23 protein-coding genes are annotated in these 22,328 nt (G+C 70.7%); 4 read left to right on the forward strand and 19 right to left on the reverse strand.

Annotated features, from left to right (window positions below; all coding sequences use genetic code 11):
- Window positions 1-13: 13 nt before the first annotated feature.
- The 6 genes from DEJ19_RS16690 to DEJ19_RS16715 form a co-directional block, all read right to left on the reverse strand.
- Entirely contained in the window at window positions 14-1,132 is a 1,119-nt protein-coding gene (locus tag DEJ19_RS16690; RefSeq protein WP_027466694.1) for a GuaB3 family IMP dehydrogenase-related protein, read from the reverse strand.
- A gap of 214 nt (window positions 1,133-1,346) precedes the next feature.
- On the reverse strand, window positions 1,347-1,538 hold the full coding sequence (locus DEJ19_RS16695) for a hypothetical protein (protein WP_027466695.1): 192 nt from the start codon (window positions 1,536-1,538) through the stop codon (window positions 1,347-1,349).
- A gap of 356 nt (window positions 1,539-1,894) precedes the next feature.
- A complete protein-coding gene (locus tag DEJ19_RS16700; RefSeq protein ID WP_027466696.1) occupies window positions 1,895-2,701 on the reverse strand; it encodes an ABC transporter ATP-binding protein in 807 nt (268 codons plus the stop codon).
- Window positions 2,698-3,588 (reverse strand): ABC transporter ATP-binding protein, encoded by an 891-nt coding sequence (locus tag DEJ19_RS16705; protein WP_027466697.1) that lies wholly within the window; start codon window positions 3,586-3,588, stop codon window positions 2,698-2,700. Before DEJ19_RS16705 ends, DEJ19_RS16700 begins: the two co-directional genes overlap by 4 nt.
- A complete protein-coding gene (locus DEJ19_RS16710) occupies window positions 3,581-4,567 on the reverse strand; it encodes a branched-chain amino acid ABC transporter permease (RefSeq protein ID WP_027466698.1) in 987 nt (328 codons plus the stop codon). Before DEJ19_RS16710 ends, DEJ19_RS16705 begins: the two co-directional genes overlap by 8 nt.
- 12 nt (window positions 4,568-4,579) lie before the next feature.
- Complete coding sequence (locus DEJ19_RS16715; RefSeq protein WP_111224621.1) at window positions 4,580-5,890, reverse strand: branched-chain amino acid ABC transporter permease; 1,311 nt, start codon at window positions 5,888-5,890, stop codon at window positions 4,580-4,582.
- Window positions 5,891-6,216: 326 nt separating this feature from the next.
- On the opposite strand from DEJ19_RS16715, the gene guaB reads away from it, so the two are divergent.
- Window positions 6,217-7,719: an IMP dehydrogenase gene (guaB, locus tag DEJ19_RS16720; RefSeq protein WP_071404638.1), complete on the forward strand. Its 1,503-nt coding sequence runs from the start codon at window positions 6,217-6,219 to the stop codon at window positions 7,717-7,719.
- 75 nt (window positions 7,720-7,794) lie between these two features.
- Window positions 7,795-8,196, forward strand: coding sequence for a VOC family protein (locus DEJ19_RS16725; RefSeq protein WP_111099554.1), 402 nt, complete (start codon window positions 7,795-7,797; stop codon window positions 8,194-8,196).
- A 94-nt stretch (window positions 8,197-8,290) separates the two neighbouring features.
- Here the strand turns inward: DEJ19_RS16725 and DEJ19_RS16730 are convergent, their stop codons facing one another.
- Window positions 8,291-9,091: an SDR family oxidoreductase gene (locus DEJ19_RS16730; protein WP_071404637.1), complete on the reverse strand. Its 801-nt coding sequence runs from the start codon at window positions 9,089-9,091 to the stop codon at window positions 8,291-8,293.
- Between the two features lie 262 nt (window positions 9,092-9,353).
- On the opposite strand from DEJ19_RS16730, the gene DEJ19_RS16735 reads away from it, so the two are divergent.
- Window positions 9,354-10,682, forward strand: a complete 1,329-nt coding sequence (locus tag DEJ19_RS16735) for an ABC transporter substrate-binding protein (protein WP_111053743.1) — start codon at window positions 9,354-9,356, stop codon at window positions 10,680-10,682.
- Between the two features lie 153 nt (window positions 10,683-10,835).
- Here the strand turns inward: DEJ19_RS16735 and rarD are convergent, their stop codons facing one another.
- Window positions 10,836-11,798 (reverse strand): EamA family transporter RarD, encoded by a 963-nt coding sequence (gene rarD / locus DEJ19_RS16740; protein ID WP_181441470.1) that lies wholly within the window; start codon window positions 11,796-11,798, stop codon window positions 10,836-10,838.
- A 165-nt stretch (window positions 11,799-11,963) separates the two neighbouring features.
- Window positions 11,964-12,260, reverse strand: coding sequence for a co-chaperone GroES (groES, locus tag DEJ19_RS16745; protein ID WP_017885484.1), 297 nt, complete (start codon window positions 12,258-12,260; stop codon window positions 11,964-11,966).
- 160 nt (window positions 12,261-12,420) lie between these two features.
- Here groES and DEJ19_RS16750 point away from each other — a divergent pair, with 160 nt between their 5' ends.
- The gene (locus DEJ19_RS16750) at window positions 12,421-13,623 is read left to right on the forward strand and encodes a class I SAM-dependent methyltransferase (RefSeq protein WP_110863196.1); all 1,203 of its coding nucleotides are present in this window, start codon (window positions 12,421-12,423) and stop codon (window positions 13,621-13,623) included.
- Window positions 13,624-13,686: 63 nt separating this feature from the next.
- Here DEJ19_RS16750 and DEJ19_RS16755 read toward each other — a convergent pair whose 3' ends face one another.
- From DEJ19_RS16755 to glmS, 10 genes are all read right to left on the reverse strand, one after another.
- Window positions 13,687-14,487 carry a DUF4190 domain-containing protein gene (locus tag DEJ19_RS16755; protein WP_111232657.1) on the reverse strand — a complete coding sequence of 267 codons (801 nt, stop codon included), beginning with the start codon at window positions 14,485-14,487 and terminating at the stop codon, window positions 13,687-13,689.
- Between the two features lie 86 nt (window positions 14,488-14,573).
- Complete coding sequence (gene tsaD, locus DEJ19_RS16760) at window positions 14,574-15,629, reverse strand: tRNA (adenosine(37)-N6)-threonylcarbamoyltransferase complex transferase subunit TsaD (protein ID WP_111023300.1); 1,056 nt, start codon at window positions 15,627-15,629, stop codon at window positions 14,574-14,576.
- Window positions 15,616-16,161, reverse strand: a complete 546-nt coding sequence (gene rimI / locus DEJ19_RS16765) for a ribosomal protein S18-alanine N-acetyltransferase (RefSeq protein WP_111232656.1) — start codon at window positions 16,159-16,161, stop codon at window positions 15,616-15,618. The genes tsaD and rimI overlap by 14 nt, the downstream gene beginning before the upstream one ends.
- A complete protein-coding gene (tsaB, locus tag DEJ19_RS16770; RefSeq protein WP_111102606.1) occupies window positions 16,158-16,793 on the reverse strand; it encodes a tRNA (adenosine(37)-N6)-threonylcarbamoyltransferase complex dimerization subunit type 1 TsaB in 636 nt (211 codons plus the stop codon). Before tsaB ends, rimI begins: the two co-directional genes overlap by 4 nt.
- 19 nt (window positions 16,794-16,812) lie before the next feature.
- On the reverse strand, window positions 16,813-17,175 hold the full coding sequence (locus tag DEJ19_RS16775) for a GNAT family N-acetyltransferase (protein ID WP_308201352.1): 363 nt from the start codon (window positions 17,173-17,175) through the stop codon (window positions 16,813-16,815).
- Between the two features lie 92 nt (window positions 17,176-17,267).
- Window positions 17,268-17,780, reverse strand: coding sequence for a tRNA (adenosine(37)-N6)-threonylcarbamoyltransferase complex ATPase subunit type 1 TsaE (gene tsaE / locus DEJ19_RS16780; RefSeq protein ID WP_502869779.1), 513 nt, complete (start codon window positions 17,778-17,780; stop codon window positions 17,268-17,270).
- A complete protein-coding gene (gene alr, locus DEJ19_RS16785) occupies window positions 17,777-18,943 on the reverse strand; it encodes an alanine racemase (protein ID WP_181437887.1) in 1,167 nt (388 codons plus the stop codon). Before alr (DEJ19_RS16785) ends, tsaE begins: the two co-directional genes overlap by 4 nt.
- Window positions 18,940-20,043 carry an alanine racemase gene (gene alr, locus DEJ19_RS16790; RefSeq protein WP_071406148.1) on the reverse strand — a complete coding sequence of 368 codons (1,104 nt, stop codon included), beginning with the start codon at window positions 20,041-20,043 and terminating at the stop codon, window positions 18,940-18,942. Before alr (DEJ19_RS16790) ends, alr (DEJ19_RS16785) begins: the two co-directional genes overlap by 4 nt.
- Window positions 20,040-20,414 (reverse strand): holo-ACP synthase, encoded by a 375-nt coding sequence (locus tag DEJ19_RS16795; protein ID WP_111232655.1) that lies wholly within the window; start codon window positions 20,412-20,414, stop codon window positions 20,040-20,042. The genes alr (DEJ19_RS16790) and DEJ19_RS16795 overlap by 4 nt, the downstream gene beginning before the upstream one ends.
- An 8-nt stretch (window positions 20,415-20,422) precedes the next feature.
- On the reverse strand, window positions 20,423-22,270 hold the full coding sequence (glmS, locus tag DEJ19_RS16800; protein WP_110863203.1) for a glutamine--fructose-6-phosphate transaminase (isomerizing): 1,848 nt from the start codon (window positions 22,268-22,270) through the stop codon (window positions 20,423-20,425).
- Window positions 22,271-22,328: the final 58 nt, after the last annotated feature.

Consider the following 22,328-nt stretch of genomic DNA (forward strand, 5'->3'; position numbering starts at 1 on the left):
CCGGGTGCCACCGTCACTGGTGGTACGGCGCCACGACCACTTCTACTCGCTGGAACTCCTTGGCGTCGGAGTATCCGGTCGTCGCCATCGAGCGGCGGAGGGCACCGACCAGGTTCGCGCGGCCGTCGTGGGTCGGCGTCGGACCGTTCAGGACGTTCTCGAGCGGGGCGATCGTGCCCACCTCGACCCGGCGGCCGCGCGGCAGCTCGGGGTGGTGCGCCTCGGCACCCCAGTGGTAGCCGCCACCCGGGGCCTCGGTCGCACGGGCGAGCGCGGTGCCGAGCATGACGGCGTCGGCACCCACGGCGATGGCCTTGACGATGTCGCCCGCGGTGTCGAGCCCGCCGTCGGCGATGACGTGCACGTACCGGCCGCCCGACTCGTCGAGGTAGTCGCGACGGGCACCGGCGACGTCCGCGACGGCGGTGGCCATCGGGGCGTGGATGCCGAGCGCGGCGCGGGTGGTCGACGCTGCGCCGCCACCGAAGCCGACGAGCACACCGGCGGCACCGGTGCGCATGAGGTGCAGCGCCGACGTGTAGGTCGAGGCACCGCCCACGATCACCGGGACGTCGAGCTCGTAGATGAACTTCTTGAGGTTGAGGGGTTCCTCGGTCTGGGAGACGTGCTCGGCCGAGACCGTGGTGCCGCGGATGACGAACAGGTCGACACCGGCGTCGACGACCGTCTTCGAGAACTCCTGGGTGCGCTGCGGGCTGAGCGAACCGGCGACCGGCACCCCGGCTGCGCGGATCTCGGCCAGGCGTGCGGTGATCAGCTCGGCCTTGATCGGCTCGGAGTAGATCTCCTGCATGCGCTTCGTGACGTTGCCGTCGGTGAGCGACTTGATCTCGTCGTAGTACGGGGTCGGGTCCTCGTAGCGGGTCCACAGACCTTCGAGGTCGAGCACACCGAGGATGCCGAGCTTGCCCATCTGGATGACCGTCGCCGGCGAGGACACGGAGTCCATCGGCGCCGACAGGATCGGCGACGCGAACGTGAACGCGTCGATCGACCACTGCACGCTGACGTCGCGCGGGTCACGCGTCCGCCTGGAGGGGACCACCGCGATGTCGTCGAACGCGTACGCCCGACGTCCGCGCTTGCCTGCACCGATCTCGACTTCGCTCACTCGGACAGCCTACCGGGCGGGCTCTGCGGCGTGCACGGGCCGGACGGTGCGGGCGGCGGCGCGGCGGGCAACCTCGCACCGTGCGATGCCTGCCGCGTACGGTGCGAGGTTCCGTGTTCGGTGCGAGGTCTCGAGGGTCGCACGACGTGCGGAACCTCGCACGACGGAGCCGTCACCGCGGGGCCGTCACGACGGAGCCGTCACGGCGGAGCCGTCAGCGCGGACGCCGCGGGGCCCGTCGGCGCTTCCGGAGCGCCCGCAGCACGAAGCCGAGCAGGAGCGCGAGCACCACGAGGACGACGAGCAGCACGGCCGCGACCTTGACGAGCAACGCCGCCCCGACGAAGAGCGCGATGAACACGAGCCAGACGAGGGCGTCGAGCACGAGGGGTCCGGAGGTGCGCACCCGCGGAACGATACCGACCCGCGCGGGGCGAGCCGCGCCTCCTGGCCGGGTGCGGCGGACGACGCCGTCGTCAACGGAAGACGCCGTCGTCAGCGGAAGACGCCGTCGTCAGCGCAGGACACCGCCACGCCGACGAGACGCCGCCGAATCCCGAGGCGTCTCGACGGGACCGCGGCGTCAACGGAACACGACGGCGTCATGCGACCACAACCACGCGACCAGAGTCATGCGACGCGGGGCGAGCCGCGCCTCCGGGCCGGGTACAGGAGCGGGGCCGTGCGGCGCGAAGCGACCACGCACGGCCCCACCCGTCACGGATACCACCCCCACAGCGGTACCCGTAGCCGACGACAGCGCTAGCGCTGTGCGTCGACGTCCTTGGCGAGCGTCCCCAGGTAGAGCTCGATGACCTTGGGGTCGTCAGCGAGTTCCTTCCCGGTGCCCGAGTACGCGTTCTTCCCCTGGTCGAGCACGTACCCACGATCGCAGATCTGCAGACAGCGTCGCGCGTTCTGCTCCACCATGATGATCGACACACCGGCCTTGTTGATCCGGCGGGTCCGCAGGAAGGTCTCGTCCTGGCGCACGGGGGACAGTCCGGCGCTCGGCTCGTCGAGCAGCAGCACCTTCGGGTCCATCATCAGCGCACGGGCCATCGCGACGGACTGCCGCTCACCACCCGAGAGCGATCCGGCCCGCTGGTTCCGCCGCTGCGCGAGGACCGGGAACAGGTCGTAGATGACCTCGAGCCGCTCGGCGAACTTCCGGGGCCGCAGGTACAGCCCCATCTGCAGGTTCTCCTCGATGGACAGCGAGGGGAACACGTTGTTCGTCTGCGGCACGAAGCCGACACCGGCCTGCACGAGCTTGTTCGCCTTGAGGTTCGTGATGTCGTCGCCCTGCAGGGTCACCGATCCCTCGCGGATGGACACGAGCCCGAACAGCGCCTTGAGGAGCGTCGACTTGCCCGCGCCGTTCGGCCCGATGATGCCGATGAGCTCACCCGGGTAGCAGTCCAGGTCGCAGCCGTTCAGGATGTTCACGCCCGGCAGGTAGCCGGCGACGAGGTTCTTCGCGCTGAGCACCGGCTCGCGTTCCAGCGTGGCCGCCGGGGACGGACTGGAGGCACTGCTCGCGTTCGTGGGGTCCGTTGCGTCCGTCATCGGGTCGTCTCCTCTGCTGCGTCCTCTTCGGCGACTTCCTCCGCCAGTTCCTCGAAGGTCTCCTCGGTGAGGAGCGAGTCGTCACCCAGGTCGGTGTCGTGGTGCGCACCGAGGTAGGCGTCGATCACGGCCTGGTCGTCCATCACCGTGTCCGCCGGGCCCTCGGCCACGACCTTGCCCTCGGCCATCACGACCACCCAATCCGAGATGTGCCGGACCATGTGCATGTCGTGCTCGACGAAGAGCACGGTCATGCCGTCGTCGCGCAGGGACTGGATGTGCCCGAGGAGCGACTGGGTGAGCGCGGGGTTCACACCGGCCATCGGCTCGTCGAGCATGATCATCGTCGGGTCGGACATCAGCGCCCGGGCCATCTCGAGCAGCTTGCGCTGTCCGCCGGACAGCGAACCTGCGTAGTCGTCCGCCTTCGTGTCGAGCTTGAACCGGGCGAGGAGGTCCTCGGCCTTGGCCGTGATCTCGCGCTCCCGCTTCGCCCACACCGGCTTGACCAGGGCGGCGAAGAAGTTCTCGCCGGGCTGGTCGCGGGCACCGAGGAGCATGTTCTGCATCACGGTGAGCCGCGACAGCGCCTTGGTCAGCTGGAAGGTGCGGACCATGCCCTTGTTCGCGATGTGCGTCGCGCTCGTCTTCTGCAGCGTGGCGCCGTTGAACTGCGTCTTCGCACCCGGGCTCGGCTTGTCGAACCCGGTGAGCAGGTTGAAGAACGTGGTCTTGCCGGCGCCGTTCGGGCCGATGAGGGCCGTGATGGAGCCGCGCTGGACCTCGAGGTGGTCGACGTCCACGGCGGTCATGCCCCCGAAGCGGCGGGTGACGTCGTCGACGGTGAGGATCGGGTCGGCCTTGGGGTGGCCGTAGGTCTCAGACACTGAACGTCAGCTCCTTCTTGTTGCCGAGCAACCCCTGTGGACGGAACACGATGAGCAGCATGAGCGCGACGCCGACGAGCACGTACGAGAACTGCTCGGCCTGCTGCGCGTTCATGATCGAGTCGGGGATGAAGTCGCCGGCCAGCGTGCGGATGAAGAGCCGGACGACGAAGAAGAGCACGGCTCCGAGCACCGGTCCGAACACCGTCGCCGCACCACCGAGGATGAGCGCCGTCCAGATGAAGAACGTCATCGAGCGGCCCATGGCGTCCGGTTGCACCGAACTCGGCAGCACGTAGATGATGCCCGCGATCGCACCGAGCGCCCCACCGAACACGAGCGCCTGCATCTTGTACGAGTAGACGTTCTTGCCGAGCGAGCGGACGGCGTCCTCGTCCTCGCGGATGGCCTTCACCACGCGGCCCCACGGGCTGCGCATGAGCAGGAAGAGCACCAGGGTGAACAGGGCGACCATTGCCCACGCCGCGATGCGGATCCACCAGCCGTTGACGCCGTTGTTCGCGTACGTGAACCACAGGATCGTGGTGGTGCCGTCGGGCAGCGGGCTGAGGGCGGTGAACGGGTCGCGGTAGCTCGACCCGGTGATGCCGTTCGAGCCACCCGTGGTCGAGGTGAGCAGGCTCGAGCGGCCCACCATGCGGATGATCTCGGCGCCGGAGATCGTGACGATCGCCAGGTAGTCGCCGCGCAACCGCAGGGTCGGGATGCCGAGGATGATCGCGAACACGATCGCGACGAGCAGGGCGATGAGCACCGCCATCACGAACGGCAGTCCGTTCGTGATCGAGATCGCGAAGCCGTAGGCGCCGAGCAGCAGGAACGCCGCCTGGCCCATGTTCACGAGGCCGGTGAGCCCGAAGTGCACGTTCAGGCCGATCGCGGCCAGCGCGAACGCCGCCGTGGTCGGGGCGAGTGCCTCCTGGGTGAGCGAGGACAGCAGGTTGAGGATGTAGTCCATGCGCGTGCTCCCTTAGCCGATCCGCTCGGCGCGGCCGAAGATGCCCTGCGGCCGGAACAGCAGGATGAGGATGAGGATGACGAGGGCGGTGGCGTACTTGAAGTCACCGGGGAGCACCAGGTTCGTGAGCTCCACGACGACGCCGATGATCATCGAGCCGACCAGGGCGCCGTACGCGGTGCCGAGGCCGCCGAGCGTGACCGAGGCGAACATGAGCAGGAGCAGCTGGAGCCCGGTCTGCCAGTTCACGCCGTTCAGGACGAGTCCGAGCATCACGCCGGAGAGCCCCGCGAGGCCGGCGGCGAGCGTCCACACGAAGCGGATCACCCGGTCGACGTCGATGCCGGAGGCCGCGGCGAGCGCCGGGTTGTCCGACACGGCGCGGGTCGCCCGGCCGAAGCGCGTCTTCGCCAGGAAGAGCCCGGTCGCGATCAGGACCACGAGCGCGATCCCCATGGCGACGTAGGACTGCACCGTCAGGGTGACGCCGGCGAACCGCACGGTCTCCGGGTTGCCCTGCTGGATGCGGACCGTCGAGGCTCCGAAGAAGTACTGGAACGCGTACTGGGCGGCGATCGACAGACCGATCGTCACGATCATGAGCTGCGTCAGGCTGATGCGCCGTCGCCGGAGTGGGCGCCAGATCGCGGCGTCCTGCAGGTACCCGGTCGCGGCGCACAACAGCGTGACGACGATCCCGGTGACCCAGATGTTCCAGCCGAGCTGGTTGGCGAACACGTACGCCAGCAGACCGCCGAGGGTGACCTGCTCACCGTGCGAGAAGCTCGACAGCCCGGTCGTGCCGTAGATGAGCGAGAGCCCGATCGACGCCAGGGCGATGAGCAGCCCGAGCCGGAGCCCGGAGGCGAACTGCTGCCAGGCCCGCTGGATGCTCACGCCCGACGAGTCCGTCGAGGTCGTGGCGCCCTTCTGGTCGGACAGCTGGAAGATCTGCCCGACGTTGGCGTTCAGGGTGGCCTGCACCTTGCGCTCGGCGTCGGCGGCGTTCGTCAGGTACTGGCCCTTCGGCAGGGTGCCCTGGTCGACGCTCACGGTGTACTCGCCGGCCGTGTCGACGCTGACGGACCAGCGGCCGTCGTCGTTCGTCGTGGCCGTCTGGTCGAAGCCGCTCGGGCCGGTCACGTCGACGTCGACGCCCTCGGCCGGTTCACGCTCGGAGTCGGTGATCGTGCCCTGGATGCACCCGTTGTCGGGGCTGACGGTGCACGCCTGGCTGGTGGCCGGTGCCGAGGTGGCACTGAAGGCCGGCAGGGTGACGGCCCAGTCGATCAGGAAGGTCGCCAGGAACGCGGCGACGAGCACGGCCGCGAGGACCGGTCGTCGTCGTGCGTGGCGGAGGCGGAACAGGCGCGGCTGCGCCCGTCCCGGAGGAGTGATGGATCCCACGGAAGAGCCTCTCGTTCGGATGACGAGGAACCTATGGGGATTTTGTGACACCCGTGTTTCCAACACGTTCCCTGTGTGATTCGTACCCGAACTGTGACGTTGTGGAGGAACGCTGCGAGGCGGGCGCGATCCGTGCCTCCAGGCGGAATGCGGCGACAGCCGCTCGCGTTACCATGTCCTATCCGGAACCCGTCGTCGTGTTCCCGGTGTCTCGACACTTCACTCGCCCACGAAGGGGACCCATGGACCAGCCGGATCCGTTCGGATTCATCGGACTCACGTACGACGACGTCATGCTGCTGCCCGGGCACACCGACGTCATCCCGAGCGAGGCGTCCACGGCGTCCCGGCTCACCAAGCGGATCTCCGTCAACGTCCCGCTGCTCTCCGCCGCGATGGACACCGTCACCGAAGCCCGCATGGCCATCGCCATGGCGCGTCAGGGCGGCATCGGGATCCTGCACCGCAACCTGTCCATCGAGGACCAGGCTGCCTACGTCGACAAGGTCAAGCGCTCCGAGTCGGGCATGATCACCAACCCGGTGACCACCACCCCGGACGCCACCGTGGCCGAGGTGGACGCGCTCTGCGGCCAGTTCCGCGTCTCCGGCCTGCCGGTCGTCGAGCAGGACGGCACCCTCGTCGGCATCATCACGAACCGCGACATGCGCTTCGTGGCCACGTTCGAGCAGGCCACCACGTACGTGCGCGACGTGATGACGAAGGCCCCGCTGATCACCGCGATGGAGGGCATCGACCCCGAAGAGGCGATCGCCATCTTCGCGCAGCACAAGATCGAGAAGCTGCCGCTGGTCGACGCCGACGGCAAGCTCCGCGGCCTCATCACCGTCAAGGACTTCGACAAGAGCGAGCAGTACCCCGACGCCACGAAGGACGACGAGGGCCGGCTCCGCGTCGGTGCCGCGATCGGCTTCTTCGGCGACGCGTGGCAGCGTGCCGAGGCCCTGCGCGACGCCGGCGTCGACGTGCTCGTCGTCGACACCGCCAACGGCGAGAGCGAGGGCGTGCTCGACATGGTCCGTCGGCTCAAGGCCGACCCGACGTTCGACGCGATCGACGTCATCGGCGGCAACGTCGCCACCCGCGCGGGCGCCCAGGCGCTCATCGACGCCGGCGTGGACGCCGTCAAGGTCGGCGTCGGTCCGGGCTCCATCTGCACCACGCGCGTCGTCGCCGGTGTGGGTGTGCCCCAGGTGACCGCCGTGTACGAGGCCTCCCTCGCCGCACGCGAGGCCGGTGTGCCGATCATCGCCGACGGTGGCCTGCAGTACTCGGGCGACATCGCGAAGGCCCTGGTGGCCGGTGCCGACACCGTCATGCTCGGCTCGCTGCTGGCCGGCACCGACGAGTCCCCCGGTGACCTGGTGTTCGTGGGCGGCAAGCAGTTCAAGGCCTACCGCGGCATGGGGTCCCTCGGGGCCCTGCAGACCCGCGGCAAGAAGACCTCGTACTCGAAGGACCGCTACTTCCAGGCGGACGTGCCGAACGACGACAAGCTCATCCCCGAGGGCATCGAGGGCCAGGTGCCCTACCGCGGCTCGGTCGGCAACGTCGTCTACCAGCTCACCGGTGGGCTGCGGCAGTCGATGTTCTACGTCGGCGGTCGCACGATCCCCGAGCTGAAGGCCCGTGGCAAGTTCGTCCGCATCACGGCGGCGGGGCTCAAGGAGTCCCACCCGCACGACGTCCAGATGGTCGTCGAGGCCCCGAACTACCGCAGCTAGACAGCGTTCGACAGCACGCCCCCGTTCCCCTGTGGAGCGGGGGCGTGCTGCGTTCCGCCGCGGTAGTGTCACGGCATGGTCAGCGCCGTCTCACACACCACGATCGACTCCCGCGACGCCTACGCCCAGTCCGAGTGGTGGAAGCAGGTGCTCGGGTACGTCGACCTGCCCGACGACCCGAACGCCCCCGGGCACGAGGAGTGCGAGATCACCGCACCGGACCGGTCGCACACGGTGCTCTTCATCCAGGTGCCCGAGGCGAAGACCGTGAAGAACCGGATCCACTTCGACCTGCGCCCCACCGACCGCACCCGCGACGAAGAGGTCGAGCGGCTCCGCGGCATCGGTGCCGTGGAGCTCGCCGACCTGCGCCACCCGGACGGCGGATGGGTGGTCTTCGCCGACCCGGAGGGCAACGAGTTCTGCGTCCTGCGGTCCCAGGCCGAACTCGACGAAGAAGCCGTCCAGCAGAGCTGACGAGCAGGCCGGCCGCCAGAGCTGACCAGCGCGCCGACCGGCAGAGCTGACCGGCCCGGCGTCCGGCCTGCAAGCCGGACCGCCGGCCGAGCTCCTACGCCGAACGCCAGTCGTTCGACGTGATGTGCGAGCCGCCGTGCGGGCCCATCTGCAGCATCCCGCCGTCCACCGGCAGGGAGACCCCGGTGATGTAGGACGACGCTCGCGAAGCCAGGAACGCCACGGCTGCCGCGATCTCCCACGCGTTGCCCGGGCGGCCGAGCGGCACACCGGGGCGGTCGATGGTGTGCGGGTCCTCGTCCTCGGCGCCGGTCATCCGGGTGGCGATCTCGCCGGGGGCGACGGCGTTCACGGTGATGCCGTGCTCGGCGAGCTCGATCGCCATGGTCTTCAGCAGGCCGCCGAGCCCGTGCTTCGCGGCGTCGTACGCGCTGGACCCGTAGCGGGGCTGGTGCTCGTGCACGCTCGTGATGCCGATGATCCGGCCGCCGGTGCCGGCCTGCACCATGTGCTTCGCGGCGGCCTGCATCGTGACGAAGGCGCCGTCGAGGTCGGTCGACACCGTGTGGCGCCACTGGTCGAGGGTCATCTCGAGGAACGGGGCGTTGTCGCCGGTGCCGGCGTCGGCAACGAAGACGTCGACGCCGCCCAGCTGCGAGACGAGGCGGTCGACGACGGCGGCCGCGCCGGCGAGGTCGGAGACGTCGATCTGCTCGACGAAGGCCCGACGGCCGGTCTTCCGGACCTCCTCCGCGGTCTCCTCTGCACGGTCGGGTTCGGACAGGTAGGTGATGCCGACGTCCATGCCGGCTTCGGCGAGCGCGACGGCGGTCGCGCGGCCGATCCCGGATTCGGAACCGGTGACGATGGCTGTGGTGGGCTGGAAGTCGCTCATGCGGCGGAACGTACGCCGGGCCTCCCGGGCGCCCTGCCGGACCATCCGCCTGACGCAGGTCGGGTCGCCACGCCGGCACCGTCGCTGCTGCACCGATCCCTGTCCCTGCGCACAGGAACGTCACGGCTCGGTAACGAAACACCTTTGCGTACCGCCCCGTCACACGGGCGAAACACATGGACCCTACGTTTCTCGACATCCAGTGGAGGCGTCGCATTCACCCGAAGCGGCACAGCCTCCGCGCAGAGAAAGGGCTCCACGGATGATCAGAACCACCCGTGCCACCGCGGCACTGGCGTTGGCGGGCGCAGCAGCCGTCCTCCTCGCCGCGTGTTCCACCACCGGCAGTGCTTCCCCCTCGAGCTCGGCGTCGAGCGATGCGAAGAAGGATCCCGCCGCCAGCTGCAAGGCCCCGGACACCCCCGGTACGGACGCGCTGAAGATCGGCACGATCCTGCCCCTGACCGGCTCGCTGGCCTACCTCAACCCGCCGGCCGAGTCCGGTGTCGGCCTGGCCGTCAAGGACATCAACGCCGCGGGCGGCGTCCTCGACAAGGACGTCACGATCGACCCGGCGACCGACTCCGGTGACAGCAACGACATGACTGTGTCGAGCTCTGCGGCGACGAAGCTCGTCAACGCGAAGGTGCCGGTCGCGATCGGCGCCGAGTCCTCGTCGGTCACGCTGAACGTCATCGACCAGCTGACGAGCAACTGCATCGTCGAGATCTCGCCCGCGAACACCGCGACCGACCTCTCCGGCTACTCGTCGTACTACTACCGGACCGCACCGCCGGACTCGGTGCAGGGTTCCGCGCTCGGTCAGCTCGTGACCGGTGACGGCAACGCGAAGGTCGCCTTCCTGGTCTTCAACGACACGTACGGCACCGGCCTCCGCAACTCGGTGCAGGCTGCGGTCGAGGCATCGGGCGGCCAGGTCGTCTACGGCGGCAAGGGTGAGGGCCAGGAGTTCCCGCCCGGCCAGACCACGTTCTCGTCCGAGGTGACCGCGGCCTTGGCCGCAAAGCCCGACGCGATCGTCGTCCTCGCCTTCGACGAGACGAAGTCGATCATCCCGGAGCTCGTCTCGCAGGGCAACGAGGCGAAGATCTACATGTCCGACGGCAACACGGCGGACTACTCGAAGGACTTCGACAAGGGCACCCTGACCGGCGCCCAGGGCACCATCCCCGGTGCCTCGCCGAAGGACGACTTCAAGAAGCAGCTCGCTGCGTTCTACAAGGACTCGTCGGGCAAGACGCTCGCCGACTACTCGTACGCGGCGGAGTCCTACGACGCCACGATCCTCGCCGCCCTCGCCGCGGTGAAGGGCAAGGGCACCGACTCCGGCACCATCCAGGCCAACATGGCTGCGGTGTCGGGTGCTGACGGCGGCACCGAGTGCGCGACGTTCAAGGAGTGCAAGACGCTCTTGGACGACGGCAAGGACATCCACTACACCGGCCCGTCCGGCATCGGTCCGTTCGACGAGAACAACGACCCGTCGGCCGCCTACATCGGCATCTACAAGTTCGACGGCGACAACAAGCCCGTCTACCAGAGCGCCATCCAGGGTGCGGTGAAGAAGTAGGGCTCAGCCCAGCACCGCTCGCGAAAGCGACAGTCCCCCACGGAACTTCCGTGGGGGACTGTCGCTTTCGCGTCGGTGGCCGGGAGGCCCGTCAGGGTCCGTCGCCGCAGCAGGACGGATCGACGGGCGGCCTGGAGGCCCGTGGTGCGTCCGTCAGACCGGCTCGGCCGGGGTGGGTGCGAGCGCCCGGCGACGGGACGCCCGCGCGGCGGCGAACGAGTCCGCCGTCAGCACCACGAGCGCGAGCCACACGATGCCGAAGCCGAACCAGCGTCCGGCCGACATCTCCTCGTGCTGCACGAGCACCCCGACGAGCAGCTGCATCACCGGCGCCAGGTACTGCGTCAGCCCGAGCGTCGACAGGCTCACCCGGCGTGCCGACGACGCGAAGAGCAGCAGCGGCACCGCGGTCGCCGGCCCGGTCAGCACCGTGATCACCGCGTGTCCCCAGCCCTCGCTCGTGAACGTCACGCCGCCACCGAGCCCGGTCACACCGAGCACCACCAGCGCCACGACCGCGATCGGCAGCAGCCACACGGTCTCGATCGTCAGGCCGCTCAGGGCATCCACGGTGCCGCCGACCCGCTTCTTCACCAGGCCGTACAGTCCGAACGAGAACGCCAGGGCCAGCGAGATCCACGGCATCTGCCCGTAGCCGATCGCGATGACGACGACCGCCACGACGCTCAGCCCGACGGCCGCCCACTGCGCCGGACGCAGGCGTTCGCGCAGGACCACGACGCCGAGCGCGATGGTGACGAGCGGGTTGATGAAGTAGCCGAGCGCGGCCTCGACGGTGTGGCCGGTGGTCGTCGCGAGGACGTAGACGGTCCAGTTGACCAGGATCAGGACGGCGGCGAGCCCCATCACGAGCATCACACGGCGCTGGGCCATCAGGGTGCGGGTGCGGAGCCACGGCCGGGTCACGGCGATCGCCACCGCGCAGAACACCAGGCCGAAGACGATCCGCCACGACACGATCTCGAACGCCGCCGCGGGGGCCATGGCTGCGAAGAGCAGCGGCATCAGCCCCCAGAGCCCGTAGGCCACGATGGCCTGCACCACGCCGACGGATGCCTCGCTGCGGACGGGTCGCGCCGGACTCGGTTCACTCACGGAACCATCCTAGGAACGACCACCGACCCGTGGGACGCGCACCGGGCCTCCAGGCGGGCTGATGGCGGGCTGGTCAGGACCGGAGCACCGGGGTGACCGCCCCCGGACGCACGAACGCCCCGTCGGCCCGAAGGCCGGACGGGGCGTCCGTGGTGAGTACTCGACTCAGTGAACGATGACCGCGAGGACATCGCGGGCCGACAGGACCAGCAGGTCCTCGCCCGAGTACTTGACCTCGGTTCCGCCGTACTTGGAGTAGATGACCTTGTCACCCACGGCGACGTCGAGCGGGACGCGGTTGCCGTTGTCGTCGATGCGACCCGGACCCACGGCGACGACCTCGCCCTCCTGGGGCTTCTCCTTCGCGGTGTCGGGGATGACCAGACCGGAAGCGGTGGTCTGCTCCGCCTCGACCTGGCGGATGACGATGCGATCCTCGAGCGGCTTGATGCTGACGGCCACGGTGACCTCTTCTTTCTCGGTACGGACTCGGTACAGATGAAAACCGGGTTGGCACTTCGCACAGGAGAGTGCCAACGCCAACTCTAGGGGGCCTCTGGCACTCGGTCAATCCGAGTGCCAGCACATCCGGAGAACACGCAGCACCTGCGAGGATCGACGCATGGACGCCGCCGAACTCACCGCACTGCTGACCCCCGACGGGATGGCCCTGCTCGACCGTACCCCGGGCGTCTCCGACGGCGGCGAGATCGTCCGTGTGGTGTCCCGGCTGCGCGCCGAGGGCCACGATCCCCGGTTGGTCGCCGCGGTGCTGACCCAGGCGAAGCTGCGGCTGAAGGCCCGCGGCAAGTTCGGCGACTTCGCCTCCCGCATGCTCTTCACCGAGGCCGGGCTCGAGCAGGCCACCCGGCTGCAGGTCGCGGCCCAGCACGCCGGACGCTTCGCGGCGGCCGGCCTGACCCGGGTCGCCGACCTCGGCTGCGGCATCGGCGGGGACGCCATGGCGATGGCGGCGCTCGACCTCGACGTCACCGCCGTCGACCGTGACGAGGTGACGGCGGCCGTCGCGACCCACAACCTCGCGGTGTGGCCGAATGCGCGGGTGGAGCTCGGCGATGCCGCGTCCTTCGACCTGTCCGCGGTGGACGGCGTGTGGATGGACCCCGCACGCCGCACCTCCGGGCACTCGGACACCCGCCGCCTCGCCGACCCCGACGACTGGTCCCCCTCGCTCGACACCGTGTTCGCCGCGGCGACGACGACGCCGACCGGTGTGAAGCTCGGACCGGGCATCGACCGCGACCTGATCCCGGACACCGCCGAGGCGCAGTGGACCTCCGTCGACCGCGAGGTCGTGGAGCTCGCCCTGTGGTTCGGCCCCCTCGCCCGCCCCGGGATCCGCCGCGCTGCCACCGTCATCGGCGCGCACGGAATCGCCGAGATGACCGGAGCGGCCGACGCCGACGACGCCGAGGTCGGACCGCTCGCTGCCTACCTGTACGAGCCCGACGGCGCCGTGATCCGCGCACGGCTGATCGGCGACCTGGCACGGGGCCTCGACGGGCACATGCTGTCCGAGGGCATCGCCTACGTCACGTCCGACCGCGCCGTCACGACCCCCTTCGCGCAGGGCTTCCGGGTGCTCGACACGATGCCGCTCGACGTCAAGCGACTGGCCGCACGGCTCGCCGCCGATGGCATCGGCACCGTCGAGATCAAGAAGCGCGGCGTCGACGTCGACCCGGCGCAGTTCCGCAAGCGGCTGCGGTTGCGCGGTTCGGGTCGCGTCACGCTCGTGCTCACCCGCCTGGAGGGACGCCACACGGCGATCCTGTGCGAGCGGCTCACCGACACGGTCGGCTGACGGCCGGGGGCCGCGTGCGGTGCTGCGTGCGCGTCGGCGGCAGCGTCCGCGTCAGCGGCTGCGTCAGCTGACGAAGGCGCCGGAGTTCGAGCTGTAGTCGGAGTAGTCCGAGTAGTCCGACGCGTTCGCGATCGAGATCCACACCAGGGCGACGATCAGGATGAACAGGCCCGTCAGGATCCAGCCGCCGATGATGCCGGCGAGCGCCAGGCCGCGGCCACCCTCGCCGGTCTGCTTGATCTTGCCGAGGGCGATGTGGCCCATGATCGCGCCGGCCGGGCTCGTCAGGATGATGATCGGCCAGATGATGATGCCGCCGAACGCGAAGACGATCGACAGGATCGACAGGACGTTCGTCTTCGGGCGCTGCGCGTAGGGCTGGTACGTGTACGGGTTCGACGCGTAGGGCTGCTGCTGCTGCGCATACGGGTTCTGCTGCTGCGCGTACGGGTTCTGCTGCTGGCCGTACGGGTTCTGCGGGGCGCCGTACGCGTTCTGCTGCTGCTGCTGCTGCTGCTGCGGAGCCGCGTACGGGTTCTGCTGCTGCGGCTGCCCGTACGGGTTCGACGAGGCCTGCGGTGCCGCGTAGGGGTTCTGCTGCTGCCCGTACGGGTTCGACTGCTGCTGCTGCTGCCCGTACGGGTTCTGCGGCTGCTGCGGAGCGCCGTACGGGTTCTGCTGCTGTGGGGCCGCGTACGGGTCCTGCTGCTGGCCGTACGGGTTCTGGGGCGCTTCCGGGGCCGACGGCGCCTGCGGTGCGTCAGGAGCCTGCGGGGCGTCCGGGGCGGGCGTGCCGTCGGGCTGTCCGTTCGCCGGGCCGTTCGGCGTCTCGCCCGGCTTCGGCCACTCGTTCTGATCGGACACCGTCCACCCCTCTCGGGCGTCCGGTCTCTCCGACGCCCGTGTGAATCCTCCCACAGGCTCCCGAAGAAGGACCGGGGCCGAACTGGTCAGACCTGGACGGTCGTCACCGGCAGGGTCGAGTCCGCCGCGATGCCGAGGTCGCTCGGCGCGTGCCCCTCGGCCACGAGTCGGGCGCCGACGGCGGCGATCATCGCGCCGTTGTCCGTGCACAGGTCGAACGGTGGGATCCGGAGCCGCACGCCCGCGGCCGCGCAGCGCTCCTCGGCGACCTGTCGCAGTCGGGCGTTCGCGACGACCCCGCCACCGAGCAGCAGCCGGTCGACGCCGGTGTCGCGGCACGCGTTCAGGGCCTTGGTCAGCAGGACGTCGACGACGGCCTCGCGGAAGCTCGCGGCGACGTCGGCCACCGGCACCTCGCGGCCCTCGTCGCGGCAGCGCTCGACCCACCGTGCGACGGCGGTCTTGAGCCCTGAGAACGAGAAGTCGTACCGGTGCGCGGCCATGTCCTTCGGCAGCGTCAGTCCCCGGGGGAACCGGATCGCCGTCGGGTCGCCCTCGGCCGCGGCACGGTCGATCTGCGGGCCGCCGGGGTAGGGCAGTCCGAGCAGCCGCGCGACCTTGTCGAACGCCTCGCCCGCCGCGTCGTCGATCGTCTCGCCGAGCAGTTCGACGTCGCCGACCAGGTCCCGCACCAGCAGCAGCGACGTGTGGCCGCCGGAGACCAGCAGCGCGATCGTCGGCAGCTCGATCTCGCTGCCGTCCTCGCGCAGCACGTCGGCGCCGACGTGCCCGACCAGGTGGTTCACGCCGTACAGGGGCTTGCCGGTGGCCACGGCGAGCGCCTTCGCGGCTCCCACCCCGACCATGAGCGCCCCCGCCAGGCCCGGCCCGGCGGTCACCGCGACGGCGTCGAGTTCGTCGAGGGTGACGCCGGCACGCTCGAGCGCCTCGTGCAGCGTCGGGGTCATCGCCTCCAGGTGGGCCCGTGCCGCGACCTCGGGCACGACCCCGCCGTAGCGCGCGTGCTCGTCCATGCTCGAGGCGATCACGTTCGCCAGCAGGGTGCTCCCCCGCACGATGCCGACGCCCGTCTCGTCGCAGCTCGTCTCGATGCCGAGCACCAGTGGTTCAGTCGCGCTCACCGAGGGCCTCCTGTCCGATGGGTCCGACGACGGACGACCGCTCGGCGTCCGGGCCGGGCAGTTCCGCCCGCATCACCCACGCGTCGACGCCGTCCGGTTGGTAGTAGCGCGGCCGGGTCGCGATGTGCTCGAACCCGAACGCCGTGTACATCGCCTGCGCGACGGGGTTGTCGGCGCGCACCTCGAGGAACACCTCGCGCACCCCACGGCGCCGGGCCTCGTCGAGCAGTTCCGTGAACAGGACCCGCCCGAGCCCCTTGCCGCGCTGGTCCGCGGCGACGGCGATGGTCTGCACGTCGGCGACCGGGTTGCCCGCGAGCGACGAGAGCCCGGCGTACCCGACGACCAGCGGCGCGGACGTGTCGTCGACCGTCTCGATCACGACGTAGTACCCGTGCGGTGAGTACAGCTCGCCGGACATCTGCGACGCCGACCAGGCGTCCGTCGGGAACGAGCCGTGCTCGAGCCACATGATGTCGTCGAGGTCCTGCGGGTGTGCCCGCCGCAGGCGGAGCCCGTCCGGCAGGGTCACTGCTTCACCCGCTTCGGCGCACCCGGCACCGTGACGTCGGGGTCGCGCAGGTACAGGGGCGTGTCCTGGTCGAACGCCGCACCGGACGCGAGCCGGTCCGCGGCGAGCGAGCCGAGCCTCCAGGCCGGGATGGACGCGACCGTCACGCGGTCCCAGCCCACCGCTGCGGGCCGGGAGGCGCGGATCGCGTCGTCGAGATCGGCGGGCTTGGCGAGTCCGGGGCCGGCCACGCGGACGCCGTCGGCGTCGTAGGCGCTCCAGTAGACCTCGCGGCGGCGGGCGTCCGTGAGGACGACGAACGGACCGGCGGCGCCCGAATCGCGCTGGTCGAGGGCGACGGCGTCGTGGCTGACGAGGGGCAGGACGGGGACGCCGCGGGCTGCGGCGAAGGTGCGGGCGGCAGCGATGCCGACGCGCAGGCCGGTGAAGGGGCCCGGGCCCATGCCGGCGACGATGCCGGTGACGTCGGCGCCGGTGATGCCGGCCTCGGCGAGGGCCTCGGCGAGGAACGGGCCGATCACCTCGGCATGCCGGCGGCTGTCCTCGGTGTCGCGGGTCGCGAGGGCCTGGCCGGTGGCCGGGTCGACGACGGCGACGGAGGTCCCGGCGGAGGTGTCGATCGCGAGCAGCACCCGTCCATCGTAGGCGCGGTCAGCGCACCGGCAGCCCGCGGGACCACGCGACCTCGTGGTCCAACTGCCCGGTACGACGGAACAGGCGGACCTGGTGGGTGTCCGGCAGCGCGGCGGCCAGTGCCTGTCGGTCGGCGGGCGTGAAGCCGAGCGACTGCCAGAACGGACCGGAGCGACGCGAGAACAGCCACGCGCGCTCGGCACCGGCCTCGGTCGCCCGCTCGATCGCGAACCGCGCGAGGCGCGTGCCGGCCCCGGAGCCGCGGTGCTGCGGGCCGACGGCCACGCTCCGGATCAGCACGTGCAGGCCGTCTGCGCTCGCCTCGAACCCGGTGCTGCCGACCACCCTGCCGGCGTCGTCGCGGTCGATCCAGAGCCGCACCGCCGGCTCGTCGAGGCCCGCGAGGGTCAGGTCGGCACCGACGAGGAACGCGCGGAGCGCCTCGACGTCGTCCGCGTCGACGGGCTGCAGGGTCAGAGGGCCACGCCTTCCCAGCGCGGGCCGGTGGCGGTGACGACGACGCGGCGGGGTTCGTCGGGGACGTCGTCCGGGTCCGTGTCGTCGGCAGGTGCGGTTCCCGCGTCGGCACCGGTGGCACGGGTGATCTCGACGTCGAGCACGCTGTCGCTGATGCCGTCGACCATGCCGCGACCCCACTCGACGACCACGATGGCGGCGTCCCAGTCGAGGTCGAGGTCGTCGAGCTCGACCGGGTCGGACAGACGGTAGGCGTCGACGTGCACCAGGTCGGGGCCGGCGGTCGTCGGGTGCGTCCGGGCGAGGACGAAGGTCGGGCTGGACACCTGGCCGCGTGCGCCGAGTGCGGCGCCGAGCCCGCGCGTCAGGGTCGTCTTGCCGGCACCGAGCGGTCCGGTCAGCACGACGAGGTCCCCCGCGCGCAGCACCGCGGCCAACCGGGCGCCGAGCTCCCCCATCGCCTCGGTGCCGTCGACGGTGGTGTCGAGCAGGACGTCCGACTCGGTCACGGCCGCTCGCCCCGCAGGTACTCCCCGACCCGTCCCTCGATGTCGTGGCCCTCGTAGGACCGGGGCACGCGGCTGCCGATGCGGCAGACGATCTCTTCACCGATGGTCTCGAGCGCCGCGCCCCACTCGAGCACGGTCATCTCGTCGTGCTCGCCGGTGCCGAACAGCACGACGGTGTCGCCGGTCTGCACGTCGTCCTCGCCGACGTCCACCAGGAACTGGTCCATCGCGACGCGGCCGGCGATCGGGTAGCGCTTGCCGCGGATCGCGACCTCGATGCGGCCCTGCGCCAGACGCGGGACCCCGTCGGCGTACCCGACGGGCACGAGGGCCAGGGTCGTCTCGGTCGCCGTGCGGTACGTGTAGTCGTAGGAGACGCCCGTGTCGACGGGGACGCGCTTCGTCTTCGCGACCGACGCGGTCAGGGTCATCACCGGCTCGAGTCCGAGGTCGGCCGCCGAGACGCCGTCGGCTCCGGGGATGCCGAACAGGTTCGCGCCCATCCGGACCATGTCCTTGCGGAACTCCTTGCGCTCCAACCCCGCGAGCGACGCGGCGACGTGCTCCATCGGGACGTCGAGCCCCAGGTCCTCGGCGATCTCGATCGCGGCGTCGAACACGGCGACCGCGGCGCTGTCCTCGTGGTCGGACGCCTCGGCCAGGTGCGTGTACGCGGCGACGACCTCGATACGGCCGTTCCGCTGGGCGTCCCGGGCGAGCTCGACGAGCGCCGGCCAGTCCGCCGGGGTCGCGCCGTCGCGGTGCAGGCCCGAGTCGACGCCGAGGTGCACCCGGGCCGGTCGCTGGTCGACGGCGTCGATGATGCGCTGCAGCTCGGCGACGTTCGAGACGCCGAGGTCGACGGCCGAGTCGATGGCGTCACGGAAGTCCAGGTCGGGGTCGTGCTGCCAGGTGAACAGGTGGACGTCCTCGCCGACGCCGATCGAGCGCAGCCGCAGGGCCGCGGGCACCGTCAGCACGCCGATCCAGCGGATGCCGGCGTCGACGGCGGCGAGCGCGATCGGCTCGAGGCCGTGCCCGTACGCGTCGGCCTTCATGATCGCCATCACGGCGACCGGGTCCATCCACTCACGGACACGGTCGAGGTTGGCACGGTAGGCGTCGAGGTCGATGCGCGCCTGACGCAGCGGTGCGGAGCTCACGTCGTCCTCCGTTCCACGCTGCGGCCGATCCGGGCGACCACCTCGTAGTTGATCGTGCCGATGGCGTCGGCCCAGTCCTCGACGGCGGGGTCGCCGTTCGCGGGGTCGCCCCACAGCACCGCCTCGTCACCGACCTGCACGTCGGCGTCACCGATGTCGACGTGCATGGCGTTCATCGCGACGCGTCCGACCACCGGGAACGTCCGGTCGCCGATCCGCACCGAGACCCGGTTGCCGAAGTCGCGGTCGAAGCCGTCCGCGTAGCCGAGGCCGATCACGGCGAGACGGGTGTCCGTCTCGGCGCGCCAGGTGTAGCCGTAGGAGACGCCGTCGCCCGCGGCGACCGGCACGGTGCGGAGCACGGCGGCGGTGACCCGCATCGCCGGGCGCAGCCCCAGGTCGGCCGAGGTGCGACCGTCGAAGGGGCTCAGCCCGTACAGGGCGAGTCCGACGCGGGACAGGTCGTGGCGGGTCTCCGGCACGGCGATGCTCGCGGCACTCGCGGCGAGGTGCACCACGTCCGGCACGATGCCGTTCGCGGCGAGGCCGTCCAGCGCCCGCTGCAGTGCGGCGTCCTGGTCGAGGTCGTCGGTGCGCGACGCGTTCGACAGGTGGGACATGAGCCCCTCGACCCGGGTGCGGTTGCCGCCGCGGGCCAGGGCGCCGGCGGTCGCGAAGAGCTCGGCCCACTCGGACTCGACCGCACCGTTGCGGCTGAGGCCGGTGTCGACGCACAGGTGCACGGCGCGGACGTCGGAGTCGGCTGCTGCGGAGAGCTGCTCGACGCTCGACACCGCGGGGGTGACGTCGAACTGCGCGGCGCGACGGAAGTCCTCGTCGGGGGCGTGCAGCCACGCGAGGATCCGGACCCCCTCGTCGATGCCGCCCTGACGGAGCGCGACGGCCTCGTCGATGTCGGCGACCCCGAGCCACTCGGCACCGGCATCCACGAAGGCCTGCGCGGCGTCGAGTGCCCCGTGGCCGTAGGCGTTCGCCTTGACCACCGCGATGACCCCGGCCGGTGCGACCCGGTCGGCGATCGTCGCGTAGTTCTCGATCAGGGCCCCACGGTCGACCGTGATCCCGGTGAACGCACTCACTGAACCGTCCCCTCCAGGACCACGAACGCGGTCGCGATCCCTCCATCATGCGAGAGCGACAGGTGCACGCTCGTCACGCCACGCGCGTCCGCCACCTGCCGGGCCCCCTGGTGCAGGGTGAGCGACGGGTTCCGCTGGTCGTCGGACACGACCTCGAGGTCCTGCCAGCTGAGGCCGGCACTCGAGCCAAAGGCCTTGATCAGGGCTTCCTTGGCAGCGAACCGTGCGGCGAGGGACGCGATCGGCCGGGGTTCGCCGTCACGGACCTGCTCAGACGGCGTGAACAGGCGCGCCCGCATCGCCGGTGTGCGCTCCAGCACCCGTTCGAACCGCTCCAGGTCGACCACGTCGACCCCGATCCCGATGATCACCGTCGCGACTACTCGACGGTGACCGACTTCGCGAGGTTGCGTGGCTGGTCGACGTCGAGGCCCTTGGCCGCGGCGAGCTCCATGCCGAACATGTGCAGCGGTGCCACGGCGAGCAGCGGCTCGAACAGCGGGGTCGCCAGCGGGATCCGCAGGACCTCGTCGGCGAACGGCAGCACCGCGGCGTCGCCCTCTTCGGCGATCGCGATCACCCGGGCACCGCGTGCGCGGATCTCCTGGATGTTCGAGACGACCTTCGGGTGCAGCGATCGGGGGTCGCGCGGCGAGGGCACGATGACGAAGACGATCTGGCCCGGCTCGATCAGGGCGATCGGGCCGTGCTTGAGCTCACCGGCGGCGAAGCCCTCGGCGTGGATGTACGCGAGCTCCTTGAGCTTGAGGGCTCCCTCGAGCGCGATCGGGTAGCCGACGTGGCGACCGAGGAACAGCACGCTCCGGGTGTCCGCCATCCAGCGCGCCAGGTCCTTGATGCCGGCGGCGTCCTCGATGGTCTGCTGCAGCTTCGGCGCGAGGCCCTCGAGCTCGGCGACCTGCTCGGCGATCTGCTCGGCGGTGAGCGTGCCGCGCAGCGTCGCCAGGTGCAGCCCGAGCAGGTAGAGCGCGACGCCCTGGGCGATGAAGGCCTTGGTCGACGCGACGGCGACCTCGGGCCCGGCGTGCGTGTAGATCACGGCGTCGGACTCACGCGGGATCGTGGCGCCCTGGGTGTTGCAGATCGACAGGACCTGCGCGCCCTGCTCGCGGGCGTACTTGACGGCCATGAGCGTGTCCATGGTCTCGCCGGACTGGCTGATCGAGACGACCAGGGTGCGCTCGTTCAGCACCGGGTCGCGGTAGCGGAACTCGTGCGCGAGCTCGACCTCGACCGGGATGCGGGCCCACTGCTCGATGGCGTACTTGCCGAGGATGCCAGCGTAGGCGGCTGTACCGCAGGCGATCACGATGACGCGGTCGACGGTCGCCAGGCGCTCGGCGATCGGGTCGAGGTCAGTCAGCGTGACCGCGCCGTCGTGGACGCGACCGAGGATCGTCTTCGCGACGGCCTCGGGCTCCTCGCTGATCTCCTTCGCCATGAACGAGCTCCAGCCGCCCTTGTCGGCGGCGGAGGCGTCCCAGTTGACCTCGAACTCGGTCGGCGTGGCCGGGGTGCCGTCGAAGTGGATGACGTCCACGCCGTCGGGGCGGATCGTGGCGATCTCGTCCTGCCCGATCGACAGCGCGCGCTGCGTGTAGGCGACGAAGGCGGCGACGTCCGAGCCCATGAAGTTCTCACCGTCGCCGAGCCCAACCACCAGGGGCGAGTTGCGACGGGCACCGACGACGACGCCGGGCTGGTCGGCGTGCACGACGAGGAGCGTGAAGGCCCCTTCGAGCCGCTGCACGGCCTGCTGCATGGCGGCGGTCAGGTCACCGGTGTCGCGGAAGGCGCGTCCGACCAGGTGCGCGGCGACCTCGGAGTCGGTCTCGCTGCGGAACTCGATGCCCTCGGCCTGCAGTTCGGCGCGGAGCTCGGAGAAGTTCTCGATGATGCCGTTGTGGATGAGGGCGAGCTTGTCGCCGTCGGCCAGGTGCGGGTGGGCGTTGCCGTCGGTCGGGCCACCGTGGGTCGCCCAGCGGGTGTGCCCGATGCCCGTCGTGCCGTCCGGGATCGGCGACGACTCGAGCTCGTCGACCAGGGCCTGGAGCTTGCCGGCCTTCTTGGCCGACACGAGGTCTCCGGCTGGGTCGACGACGGCGATGCCCGCCGAGTCGTAGCCGCGGTACTCGAGGCGACGGAGGCCACCGAGGAGGACGTCCTGGCTGCTGTTGCTGCCGACGTAGCCGACGATTCCACACATGGAAGCGATCCTACGGTCTGCCTGGACGCCGACCCTGCGAAGCGACCGATGGGAACGA

It is taken from the genome of Curtobacterium sp. MCSS17_016, from assembly GCF_003234255.2.
Lineage (GTDB): Bacteria > Actinomycetota > Actinomycetes > Actinomycetales > Microbacteriaceae > Curtobacterium > Curtobacterium flaccumfaciens.

Bases quoted from the DNA above. Each gene is read 5' to 3' on its own strand.
- DEJ19_RS16735 (WP_111053743.1), top strand. From the start codon at position 9,354: ATGATCAGAACCACCCGTGCCACCGCGGCACTGGCGTTGGCGGGCGCA.
- DEJ19_RS16730 (WP_071404637.1), bottom strand. From the start codon at position 9,091: ATGAGCGACTTCCAGCCCACCACAGCCATCGTCACCGGTTCCGAATCC.
- DEJ19_RS16725 (WP_111099554.1), top strand. From the start codon at position 7,795: ATGGTCAGCGCCGTCTCACACACCACGATCGACTCCCGCGACGCCTAC.
- DEJ19_RS16750 (WP_110863196.1), top strand. From the start codon at position 12,421: ATGGACGCCGCCGAACTCACCGCACTGCTGACCCCCGACGGGATGGCC.
- guaB (WP_071404638.1), top strand. From the start codon at position 6,217: ATGGACCAGCCGGATCCGTTCGGATTCATCGGACTCACGTACGACGAC.
- DEJ19_RS16700 (WP_027466696.1), bottom strand. From the start codon at position 2,701: ATGACGGACGCAACGGACCCCACGAACGCGAGCAGTGCCTCCAGTCCG.
- DEJ19_RS16710 (WP_027466698.1), bottom strand. From the start codon at position 4,567: ATGGACTACATCCTCAACCTGCTGTCCTCGCTCACCCAGGAGGCACTC.
- glmS (WP_110863203.1), bottom strand. From the start codon at position 22,270: ATGTGTGGAATCGTCGGCTACGTCGGCAGCAACAGCAGCCAGGACGTC.